Raw genomic sequence first — 11,859 nt, forward strand, 5'->3', positions numbered from 1 at the left:
ATTAGTTAATTATACTTCTGCGGCTGTAATAGCCGCTTTTTTACGTTTGCGTGATTGATGGTAAGAGTCCCAACTAAAAATAGCCAGTGCACTCCAAATACATGCAAATGTTACTACACGCTCTGCATCAAACACTTCACCATAAAACACCACAGCTAGTATAAACATTAAGCTTGGTCCAATGTATTGAAAAAAGCCAAGTGTAGTATATTGCAAACGCTTAGCTGCACCGGTAAAACACAGCAGTGGTAATGTAGTTACAATACCTGCACTAATCAGTAGTACATTAGTATGCCAATCATTAGCTGCTAAGCTTGAAGTCGGTGTTGGCACCATTAACCACCAATAAATAAGTGCGACAGGCAGTAATATAAGTGCTTCGAGTAAAATTCCAGGTAAGGCTTCAACGGGTAGTTTTTTACGTAATAAGCCATAAAGTGCAAATGATATAGCCAGTGAAAAGGCAACTACCGGAAACGAGCCAAAACTAATTAGCTGCAGCACTACACCGCTAAAGGCAAGGGCTACTGCTACGCCTTGGAACTTACGCAGGCGTTCACCTAAAAAAAGCATACCCAGTAATACATTTAAAAGAGGATTTATGTAATAGCCCAAGCTTGCATCAAGCATGTGGTTATTATTTATAGCCCATATAAATAAACCCCAATTAAACCCAAGCAGTGCAGAGGTTATAACAAGCATAAGCAAAAGCTTAGGTTGAACGATAATGCGTTTAATTTTACCCCAATACCGTAAAACACTTACTACCAATACTAAAAACACAACCGACCAAATAACCCGATGCATTAAAATTTCAAAAGCAGAAACATGCTGAATCAACTTAAAGTATATTGGCGCAAGGCCCCACATTAAAAAAGCAAGACAAGCAAAAATAGCACCTTTACGCTGCTCAGTATCAATCGACATAATAAACACTTAGTGATTTAAAAGGCCGCTAGTTTACTTGCCATACGCGTTTTATCCAACTAAATACGTGCCGGTTCCAAAAGCAATTTGAACAGACTGTTCGTTATGTAATTCCATTCTGCATACACATACTTTATTACCTGAACGAATAAGTGTTGCGCTGGCAGTAAAGCTCTCTCCTTTACCAGGGCGCAAATAATCAGTACGTAAGTCGATAGTCCCAAGCGTGGCTAATTTTGTTTGCACGCTTGTAATATCTAAATCGGTGAGTTTATCAATTACACTTGCTGCAGCGAGCATACCGCCTACATTATCAAGTACGGCTGAAATAACACCACCATGGAGTATTTTTTGCGCAGGGTTGCCAATGAGTACATCCTGCCACGGGAACGTAATTTTGGCCTGTTCAGGGCTTAACGACTCAACCGATATTTTTAAAAACTGGTTAAACGGCATGCCATTTACAAATAACGTGCCCACTTGTTCAATTAACATTTCTTTATTCATTATTATTCTCTATGTCAAAACAGGTAAGATGAGTAAAACATACATAGTGTAAAACTACGAGACTCCACTTAAATAATTTATCAAGTAACTCAGCTAAAGACATCTCACTAAAAAACCACTAAAATACCCGCCAATGAATACATCAACTCCACCTTCTAGCACCCTTGTGCGTAAACCCGAAACTGTCCTCAAACAAGTGTTTGGCTACAGTGAATTTCGCGACGGTCAAAAAGCAGTTATTGATGCCGCTATTAACGGCCAAGATTCGCTTGTATTGCTTCCTACTGGCGGCGGAAAATCGGTGTGCTACCAAATACCCGCTTTAGTGCTTGAAGGCGTAACCATTGTTATATCTCCGCTTATATCGCTAATGCAAGATCAGGTAACGCAACTGCAAGCTCTTGGGGTAAAAGCCGCTTACGTTAATAACAGCTTAGCACGAGAAGAACAGCAATTGGTGTATCAACAGCTTCATCAGGGGCAAATTAAGCTCTTATATGTGGCGCCTGAAAAAGTATTACAACGCGAATTTTTAGAGCGTTTATCGCATTTAAATGTGAGTTTATTTGCCATTGACGAAGCGCACTGTGTGTCGCATTGGGGTCATGACTTTAGACCTCATTACTTTCGCTTAAACGAATTAAAGCAACGTTTTGCACATGTCCCAATGATGGCATTAACCGCCACCGCCGATAAAGCCACACGGTTTGATATAGTTGAGCAATTAAAACTACAACAGCCTTATATTCATACTGGCAGCTTTGATCGCCCCAATATTCGTTACACCATAGAAGAAAAATTTAAACCTATGGTGCAATTGCTTCGCTACCTAAAGGAGCAAAAAAGCCAAAGCGGTATTATTTATTGCACCAGCCGTAAACGCGTAGACGACATTGCTGAAAAGCTTGCAGATGCAGGACTAAACGCTGCCGCTTATCATGCTGGTATGAGTAACGAGCAACGGCAATTTGTACAAACCGGGTTTGCCCGTGACGATATACAAATAGTGGTCGCAACCGTTGCTTTTGGCATGGGCATAAACAAGCCTAATGTGCGTTTTGTACTGCATTACGATATTCCAAAAAGTATAGAGTCGTACTATCAAGAAACAGGTCGAGCTGGGCGAGATGGACTTGCCGCAGAAGCTATAATGTATTTTGATCCAGCTGATATTGGTCGCGTAAGGCGCTTTTTTGAAGACATAGACGACGAACAACGCCGCCGCGTAGAAGAACAACGCTTTAACGCAATGGCAAGCTTTGCCGAAGCGCAAACATGTCGTCGTCAAATATTACTTAACTACTTTAGTGAATATCAACGCGAACCTTGTGGCAACTGCGATATTTGCTTAAATCCGCCAAAAAGCTTTGATGGTACGTTAGTCGCCCAGCAAGCACTTTCGTGTGTGTACAGAGCGGGACAACGTTTTGGACTTGGTTATATTGTTGAATTACTTCGCGGTGCAAACACGAGCCGCATCCGCGATAATAATCATCATGAGTTAAGTACCTACGGCATAGGTAAAGATAAAAGCAGTGAGTTTTGGCTCAGTATTTTACGCCAACTTATTCATCAAGGCTTACTTAGCCAAGATATAACACAAGGTGCGTCACTTAGATTAACAGAAGCCGCGCGTGTAATTTTAAAAGGTGAATACGCACTGCAATTAGCCGAGCCACGCCTGCAAGCCAAACACGTTTATCAAGATAAATTAGCACAATTTAATTACGACAAAAAACTCTTTGCTCGCCTGCGCGCACTTCGTAAAGAACTTGCTGATGCCGACGATGTGCCACCTTATGTAGTATTTAATGATAAAACGTTAGCCGAAATGGCGCAGCTTATGCCAACAAACGACAGTGAATTTTTAAAGGTCTCAGGTGTTGGTTTTACTAAGTTAAATAAGTACGGCGGCGAATTTTTAACGGCAATTCGACATTACCTAGCTACTAATTAAGAGCATTATGACCCAAATAGAATATGACCATACACACAAATGTATTTTGATTAATCCCATTGAGCTACCAAACGATGAAGACTTTGAGCTGTGGAGTACATTATTTTTACACTCAGACGAAGTAACACTCAATGAGTACTCTACAGGCGCCGATCGCCACCAAGTTCGCTTTACCTATAATCATCAAACCTTTAATTTAAACTATGAGCATTACAGCCAAAGCATCTGGATTAATGCCGAAGGTCATGAAGCTGAACACTTACTCGCCGCTTTAGCATTTTATTTAAGCTAGCTTTTAATGCCTAGCGCATAGGTCGCTGCAAACCAGCTGGCTATTAACAAAAGTGAATATGAGTAACAATTAATTAATTTCAAAATCCATACCTTTTACTTACATTATAATAACAATGATGTAAGCTGATATTACGATAGTCATTTGCTACGTAGCAGTAAGAGGTTTAATGGTGAGCAAGAAATGGATAGCACAATGTTGTATTAGTTTAACGGTTTTAAGCTTTTATGTGCCTAATACGTTCGCACAACAATCTTCAATGAAAACTGATAACTGCCTTGTAGAACAGACAGATTTAAGCACAAATAAAAACCTACGCCGAGAAGTTCAAGACAAAACAACCCTCACGCACAGTAATAGTAACGCTAAAATAGCCTCAATAAAGCTCAAGCAACTTAATGTATTTAATACTGAGCTTGAAGAGGAAAATATTGCTTTATTCCGTTTTGCTAATCGCGCTCACATTCAAACAGAGCCCGATGTCATTAATAACCTTTTATTATTCTCCCCAGGTGACAAGTACGACGCTAAAAAGCTCGCAGAATCTGAGCGTTTACTTCGCAAAGAAAGCTACTTATATGATGCACAAATTAGTGCTACCGAAAACTGCGACGGCGACGTTAATGTAGAAGTGGTTACCCGTGATTTATGGACACTTTTACCTGAAGTGAACTTTAGTCGGAGCGGTGGAGAAAACAAATCGAGTATAGGTTTTAGAGAATCTAACCTGCTTGGGTGGGGTAAGCGCCTTTCTTTTTCGCGCACGACCGACAGCGATCGTAGCGGTTACTTATTTGTTTACGACGATCCTAATATTTTATCTACTCGCTACCGAGGCCGTTTAGAGTACGCCGATAACAGCGACGGCAAGCGCCATTTGCTTGAGCTAACCTATCCATTTTACGCAATTGACACCCCCTTTAGTTACGGTATTTTAAGCTATTCTGAGCAGCGCGAAGAGTCACTATATAAACGCGGCGAAGAGTTTAGCGAATTTGATCAAACTACCGATTTAAACCGTGTATTTATAGGACACTCTAAAGCGCTTAATAATAATTGGACCCAGCGACTAACGTTAGGCTATACCGATGAGCAACATACCTTTGAAGCTATAGACACTACATTTGCACCACTTGCCGATGACAGAAGCTTAAGTTACCCCTTTATAAGCGGCCATTGGTTTGAAGATAACTACATAAAAGTACGCAATTTTGACAGTATATCTCGCACTGAGGATTTAAATTTAGGTTGGAATATTAAAAGCTTAATTGGCTATTCAGATGAGTCATTAAGTAATGACGACAGCCGCGCGGTGTATTCTTTTAACTTTAAAAAAGCCCACTTTACTAACGATAATACCTTATGGCGTTTTAGTGCTGATATTGATGGCTATTGGAATAAAGAACAGAAAAAACTCGAAAACTTTATGGCCACCAGCCAAGTACAATATTATTTAAATACCAGTGAAGACCAATCTTGGTATGTTAAAGCCCGCGTGCAATACGCCAAAAACCTGACTGCTGATCAACAGCTTACTTTAGGTGGCGAAACAGGCCTGCGTGGTTACCCGATGGATTATCAACATGGCGATCGCAGCTTTTTAGTTAATTTAGAAAAGCGCTATTACTGGGAGTACGATTTACTACAATTATTTAAAGTGGGTGGCGCAGCTTTTGTAGATGTAGGCAGAGCATGGTTTAACGATGAAGATAACGGTGAAAATGCACATGTATTGAAAAATGTAGGCGTTGGTCTGCGTTTGGCACCGAGTCGCGCAAACTCAGGAACCATGATCCACATTGATATTGCCGCCCCTGTTGATAGCTACGACGATGTAGACTCAGTCCAGTGGCTAGTAAGCGTTAAAAACACTTTTTAAATAATACAAACACGTTAAACTAATACCAATTGCATTAAATTGTTATGAAAGTTCAGGACCTAATGTGGAAATAATAGAAGTTTTAGAATTGTTTGCATCACAATATAAGTTGGTTGTAACTATAATCGCTATTTTGGTTTTCCCTCTTCTATTAAAAATAACCAAAAAACTACTCGAAAAAGCGATTAAAGGCAAAGTAGATTTGCACCGAAAATACCGTGCAGAGCTTTTACTAAAAATTATACTCGCCTTTGTAGTACTGTGTTTGGTTTTAGTATTTTGGGGTATAGAGCTGCGTGGTTTATTGGTTTTAGGCTCTTCTTTATTTGCCATGTTAGGGGTAGCGCTTTTTGCCGCTTGGTCATTATTGAGTAACCTCACCGCATTTTTACTGATGTTTATTCAAAACGATTGCCGCGTTGGTTATTGGGTACGAATTATTGATGGTGCGAATCATGTTGAAGGGCGCATTGTTGAAATGGGCTTAATGAATGTAGTACTTGAACATATTGATGGGCACCGTGTAATTTACCCTAACAATTTATTTGTGACCCGTCCTGTCATGGTTTTAAATAAAGAACCAAAGCCAACTAAAACCCCTGTTATAAAGCGTATTATTGGTCCTAAAAAAACATAGTTTAAAAAATCATATTCACAAAAAAGCCGCAGTAGTCAAAATACCTACTGCGGCTTTTTAATGCTTAACTAGCCAAAATTAAGACTAGGGCGTGTTGATCTTTGATGGTTGAATTTGCAGCAGTATGTTTGTTTTTAGGCAAGGCAGAGCCTATGAAGTGTGGTTACTCCCCATAAATAGGCGATAACGCAGCATAAATGCCAAACATGCGCTGCCCTTCGGGTTCTGCCTAGGGGCGATAAACTCTTTGTGACTCGGTTTTTACTTAGCCTACTAGGTTACAAACCTCGCGCCGCGATTTAATCTTCCTTGGATTAAACAAATTTCAATCCGCAAAGTTAAACACGCCCTAGCTATTAGTTATTTAGTTCAGCTGTTTTAAGCTCGTCATCTAAATCATTTATCTCATCAATAAAGTTCTCTAGTTGCTGCTCTACTAAACTATTGTCATTTGCAAAGTAAGCAAGGTGGAATACCGCATCACCTTCATTTACCAATGGCATCGTTTGCTGACCAATAACAATACCGCCTTTAGGCGCTAAAAGCTCAAGCTCAGAATCCCCTAGAGGGCTACTTATATATGCAAGCACTTGCCCTTTAGTTACATGCTCCCCTAGTGATACTTGTGCACGCACAATGCCATCAACCTCTGCACGTATCCAACTAGTCGAACCTGCAATAATAGGATCTGGTAACTTTTTAGGGCGCTTGCCACGGATCATTTTTAAATGGCGCATAACATAATCAACGCCCTGCACACCAGCCGCAATAGCGATAGGATCAAAGCGTAGCGCTTCGCCTGCTTCATAAGTAATAACAGGTATACCTAAATTTGCGGCTTCACTGCGTAATGAACCATTACGAAGGGATGCATTTATAACCGCCGGCGTACCAAATGCTTTAGCCATTTCAGCGGTTGCTTCATCTTCTAAATTAGCGCGAATTTGCGGCAAATTAGTACGATGAATAGCGCCAGTATGCAAATCAATAATGTGAGTACAATGTACTGCCACTTGATTAAAAAACATATAAGCCATACGCCCAGCTAATGAACCACGTTCAGAACCTGGGAAGCTGCGATTCATATCGCGTCTATCTGGTAAATAACGCGATTTGTGAATAAAGCCAAACACATTCACAATAGGCACAGCGATTATTGTTCCGCGCAGTTGGCTTGGATCTATTTTAGCAAGTAACTGACGCACAACTTCTACGCCATTTAGCTCATCACCATGAATAGCCGCACACACCATAAGCACTGGGCCTTCCATTACACCATTAACCACTTCAATAGGAATATTAAGTGGTGAATGGGTGTAAAGCTTAGCTGCTTCTAAGGCAAGCGTTTTACGCTCGCCTACGCCTACATTTTCTCCTAATAAGGAAAAAGGACGGTTAATTTTAACCTTTGCCACGTGTTGCTGTTCCTTTACTTGAGGCATTTTTTTCGATGAAATCAATCACCATACCTGCAATATCTTTACCTGTTGCTATTTCAATGCCCTCTAAACCCGGTGATGAGTTAACTTCCATCACAAGTGGCCCACGAGATGAGCGAAGTAAATCAACTCCCGCTACATTTAAGCCCATTGATTTAGCCGCTGCTACTGCCGTTTTACGTTCCTCTGGAGTAATGCGAACTAATGTAGCGCTACCACCACGGTGAAGGTTAGAGCGGAACTCACCTTCTTGTGCTTGGCGCTTCATTGCTGCGATTACTTTGTCGCCTAGTACAAAACAACGTATGTCTGCACCACCCGCTTCTTTAATATATTCTTGAACCATAATATTGGCTTTTAAGCCCATAAACGCTTCAATAACACTTTCAGCTGCTTTGCGTGTTTCAGCAAGTACAACACCAATGCCTTGTGTGCCTTCAAGTAATTTAATTACAACAGGTGCACCGCCTACCATTTCTAATAAGTCTTTTACGTCATCGGGTTTGCTGGCAAAACCTGTTACTGGCATACCAACGCCTTTGCGCGAAAGTAACTGAAGTGAACGTAATTTATCGCGCGAACGAGAAATAGCGACTGATTCGTTTACAGGATAAACACCCATCATTTCAAACTGACGAAGTACCGAACAGCCATAAAATGTAACCGATGCACCAATACGCGGGACAATTGCGTCAAATTCTTTTAAGTTTTCACCGCGATAGTGAATTTCTGGTTGCTCAGAGTTGATATTCATATAACAACGCAATGCATCAATCACTTTAACTTCGTGGCCGCGTGCTTCTGCTGCCTCAATTAAGCGACGTGTTGAATATAGCTTTCTGTTACGAGATAAAATACCGATTTTCATAGTTAAACCTTACGACCTAATAGTTGAGATAAAGCCGGGTCAACGACTATACGATTTTCCATGGCTGTACGCCCTAATAACATTCTAAACTTCATTGTTGCACGGCTTGTTAAAGTAAGCTCGATAGGCCAGCTATGCTCGCCTGCATGTAATGTAGTTTCTATAAAGTAGCGTAGCTCTTTTTGCCCACTTGAGCTGGTTACGTACTTCATTTTTTTAACTTTTGCATTGCAAGTGACTTGCGTTTGTTCATCATCTTGCAGTGGTTGGGCCGTAAATTTAACCCATTTTTCTGAGTCAACTTCGTATTCTTCAATGTTAATTGCATGAATACATGAAGTGCGAGCGCCAGTATCAATTTTTGCTTTTATCTCGTTAATACCAAGCTCAGGTAAACTTAACCACTCACGCCAACCAACTGTGATCTTTGCTGTCATAAATGTGCCCTTAATAAAAAAGTGACTTATACGCTACAGACCAAAAAACACCAACGAAATAAATTTATCTAGTCGATTAGTAAATTAAATTGATCTTTTTAAGCAACTGGTCACACAATGCACGCCTTGCTAAGCCGTACTTTAATGCCACTTTGCTCAACACAGAGGCTCTGCATATATTTTGCTATTTAAGCTTAACTTATTAAAAGTAAAGGTAAGCCTGTAAGCAACTAAGTAGATACACTATAGTTAACAGTATTAAAAATACACTATTATGAGAACTAATTATGATTAATGGTTTACTACATGCACTTGTACTTGATGGACAAGGCGGCGCTCGTCCTATTGGAAGCACTAATGAGCTAAATAGCTGGCAACCAAGCCAAGGTAAACTTTGGGTGCACATGGATTATAGCCAAAGTGAGGCAGTTGAATGGCTCAAGGCACAGCCTCATTTAAACGATTACGAACTAGAGTCTTTAATTGCTGACGAAACACGCCCACGTATTACGGCTACAACTAACGGGCACATGTTATTTTTACGTGGTGTAAATTTAAATCCAGCACAAAGCCCTGAAGACATGGTTTCAATTCGTTTATTTATTAGCGAAGACATTCTTATTACTACCCGTAAACGCCGTTTATTATCGGTGCAAGATACGCTCGCCTGTTTAAATGAAAATAAAGGCCCATGCAATATTTCTGAATTAGTGTGCTCTATTACACAAAAATTAACCTCACGTATGCAAAGCGTTATTGACTCACTAGATGAAACACTCGACGAGTTTGAAGAAGAAATAGATGAACCAAGTAAAAAGTTTGACAACCAGGGCTTATCACAATTGCGACGCCAAACTATTGCCTTAAAACGTTATTTAAAACCGCAAAAAGAAGCCCTTAGCTCAATGGTAAATAACCACTACCTATGGTTATTAGATGACGATAAAGCAAAACTTAATGAAACCACTAACTTATTAATTCGTTATCTTGAAGAGCTAGATAGTTCGATTGAGCGTGCGCAAATTATTCAGCAAACAATCACTAACCAAGTTTCTGAGCAGTTAAACCAGCGAATGTATGTTATGTCTGTAGTGGCAGCACTTTTTTTACCACTGGGCTTTTTAACGGGGCTTTTAGGTGTAAACGTAGGAGGTATTCCTGGTACAGAGAGCCCTTATGCGTTTAGTGCTTTTGTCATATTTTTAATTGTGCTCACTGGCGGTATTGGTGTGTATTTTAAAAATAAAAAATGGCTGTAAATTAAAACGCATATTTAATATGGCCACTCAATTGAGTGGCCATAATTAAGTGGCTACTTAGTTTGTTTGACGGGTATAAGTAACATTAGTCATTGTTACTTTTGATTGGCTAATGCCTAAATCTTCAAAGCAATTTTTGAATGAATTAGAGTTACCTGCTTCACCGCATTTATCTAGAGTATTTGGATCTTGAGACTGTAAGTAGTTACCAAACTTAAAGTAAGATTCAGAATCATCTTCTACAGGAATACCAAACGAATTACCTAGTGCACTTACATCTACATCGCCGTAATTATTTACCACTCGCAAGTTAAATGACTCACCGCTTGTGATAGTACCTAGCGCAAATTTTTCTTCATTGCCACTGGTATTACGCAAACGAACATACACATCAAAAATGCCATTACCCGCTACGCTGTCGTTAAAACCTGATTCATCAGTATCTGAAACATACACTTTAGAAATAGTCCCAGTATCGCTGGCGTGGTGCTGTGAAATAATTGTTTTACCGCCATCAGACATTTCAACTTTTACAGTTGCTTCAAATACTTCGTAAGACTGTGTCATGGCAACACGCAAGCTTTCTTTTACCTTGTACTCATGACGCCAGCCATTCCCGTTAGGCGTAATATGCTGTGCCTCCAAAGGTACAAATACTAACGTACTATCGTTCACTAACGGGTTAGGGCTATCCCCTTCTAAATCAAAAACACTACCACTTGTAATGCTGCTTGGAATCGTTGTACCGTCTCCAGATCCTGCACCATCATCAGTGCCACCGCCATTATTACTGCCCTCAACTAATGTAAAATTATCAAAGCGTACATCACTTGAGCTATTGTAATGCTTAGCAAATACTTGCAGTGAATTGGTATTCGCTGAAGTAAACGTTTTAGTTACCTTGGTCCAAGACGATACATCAAAGGTTTTGTTTTTAAATAAACCGTTTAAGTCGTTAACCCCAATCTGCCCTTTACCAAGTACATAAGCACTTAATGTATATTCAGTGTTTGGCTGAATATTTACTAATTGATAAACACGTGCAGGACTTCCCTGAATTTTTAACGATTTAGATCCGGTATATGCATCAGATGAAATAGCCGCTGGCTCAGTTTCGTTCCAACTACTAAAACCGCTTTCAAAGCCAGGGTTATTAATAGTTGCAGCGTGAGATAACGCTGAGGTTGCAGTAATTGCAGTGCAAATAAACAATTTCTTGTGGTTAATCATTATCTTTATTCCTTTAAACCTGAACATAAAAACAACCTAACTACTTAGGTTAGTGAAATTCACTAACACTTAGATCTTACCGCTATACAGGTTTTTAATTGTGTATGAATAGTAATGGTAATTTAAATGGCAAATAAAACTTACCAATTGACATTACCAAAAAGCATGCCCGAAGGCGGAGTAAAGGTTATATTTATTGTTACCAATATGTCAACACAGTGTGGTACAGCAAATAAGTATTACTTACATCTTTATTACTACTTAAAAACAAATTTAATTTTCAATTTAATCAATACATTAGATTTTATTAAGTAACGAATTAATTTTTAAAAATAAATTTTAATTTCAGACATAAGTACTAAAAAATAAATAACACTGCTTACCAATAATTATGGACAATATTAATTTAGTATGAATAAAAAATAAA

Annotated in this window: 11 protein-coding genes; 5 read left to right on the top strand and 6 right to left on the bottom strand. The window is 39.5% G+C overall.

Annotation, left to right across the window (positions count from 1 at the left end):
- Positions 1-9 precede the first annotated feature (9 nt).
- Both rarD and I6E69_RS16670 read right to left on the bottom strand, forming a co-directional pair.
- Positions 10-927 carry an EamA family transporter RarD gene (gene rarD, locus I6E69_RS16665; protein WP_197121698.1) on the bottom strand — a complete coding sequence of 306 codons (918 nt, stop codon included), beginning with the start codon at positions 925-927 and terminating at the stop codon, positions 10-12.
- Positions 928-978: 51 nt separating this feature from the next.
- Complete coding sequence (locus I6E69_RS16670; RefSeq protein WP_197121699.1) at positions 979-1,434, bottom strand: thioesterase family protein; 456 nt, start codon at positions 1,432-1,434, stop codon at positions 979-981.
- Between the two features lie 133 nt (positions 1,435-1,567).
- Here I6E69_RS16670 and recQ point away from each other — a divergent pair, with 133 nt between their 5' ends.
- From recQ to I6E69_RS16690, 4 genes are all read left to right on the top strand, one after another.
- Positions 1,568-3,391 carry a DNA helicase RecQ gene (recQ, locus tag I6E69_RS16675; protein WP_024603604.1) on the top strand — a complete coding sequence of 608 codons (1,824 nt, stop codon included), beginning with the start codon at positions 1,568-1,570 and terminating at the stop codon, positions 3,389-3,391.
- 7 nt (positions 3,392-3,398) lie between these two features.
- Entirely contained in the window at positions 3,399-3,683 is a 285-nt protein-coding gene (locus I6E69_RS16680) for a DUF3630 family protein (RefSeq protein ID WP_197121700.1), read from the top strand.
- A gap of 169 nt (positions 3,684-3,852) precedes the next feature.
- Positions 3,853-5,562, top strand: a complete 1,710-nt coding sequence (locus tag I6E69_RS16685) for a BamA/TamA family outer membrane protein (protein WP_033021578.1) — start codon at positions 3,853-3,855, stop codon at positions 5,560-5,562.
- Between the two features lie 64 nt (positions 5,563-5,626).
- On the top strand, positions 5,627-6,199 hold the full coding sequence (locus tag I6E69_RS16690) for a mechanosensitive ion channel domain-containing protein (protein WP_138489650.1): 573 nt from the start codon (positions 5,627-5,629) through the stop codon (positions 6,197-6,199).
- Between the two features lie 356 nt (positions 6,200-6,555).
- Here the strand turns inward: I6E69_RS16690 and I6E69_RS16695 are convergent, their stop codons facing one another.
- The 3 genes from I6E69_RS16695 to I6E69_RS16705 are packed head-to-tail and all read right to left on the bottom strand — an operon-like array spanning position 6,556 to position 8,943.
- A complete protein-coding gene (locus I6E69_RS16695) occupies positions 6,556-7,614 on the bottom strand; it encodes a succinylglutamate desuccinylase/aspartoacylase family protein (protein WP_002961978.1) in 1,059 nt (352 codons plus the stop codon).
- Entirely contained in the window at positions 7,601-8,506 is a 906-nt protein-coding gene (gene rimK / locus I6E69_RS16700; protein ID WP_002961977.1) for a 30S ribosomal protein S6--L-glutamate ligase, read from the bottom strand. Before rimK ends, I6E69_RS16695 begins: the two co-directional genes overlap by 14 nt.
- 2 nt (positions 8,507-8,508) lie before the next feature.
- The gene (locus I6E69_RS16705; RefSeq protein ID WP_002961974.1) at positions 8,509-8,943 is read right to left on the bottom strand and encodes an ATP-dependent zinc protease; all 435 of its coding nucleotides are present in this window, start codon (positions 8,941-8,943) and stop codon (positions 8,509-8,511) included.
- A 287-nt stretch (positions 8,944-9,230) separates the two neighbouring features.
- On the opposite strand from I6E69_RS16705, the gene I6E69_RS16710 reads away from it, so the two are divergent.
- Positions 9,231-10,202 (top strand): zinc transporter ZntB, encoded by a 972-nt coding sequence (locus tag I6E69_RS16710; protein ID WP_024605062.1) that lies wholly within the window; start codon positions 9,231-9,233, stop codon positions 10,200-10,202.
- A 57-nt stretch (positions 10,203-10,259) separates the two neighbouring features.
- On the opposite strand, the gene I6E69_RS16715 is transcribed toward I6E69_RS16710, so the two are convergent.
- The gene (locus tag I6E69_RS16715) at positions 10,260-11,432 is read right to left on the bottom strand and encodes a polysaccharide lyase family 7 protein (protein ID WP_197121701.1); all 1,173 of its coding nucleotides are present in this window, start codon (positions 11,430-11,432) and stop codon (positions 10,260-10,262) included.
- Between the last annotated feature and the right edge of the window lie 427 nt (positions 11,433-11,859).

Source organism: Pseudoalteromonas sp. NZS100, from assembly GCF_015864815.1.
In the GTDB taxonomy this organism is placed as follows: Bacteria; Pseudomonadota; Gammaproteobacteria; order Enterobacterales; family Alteromonadaceae; genus Pseudoalteromonas; species Pseudoalteromonas distincta.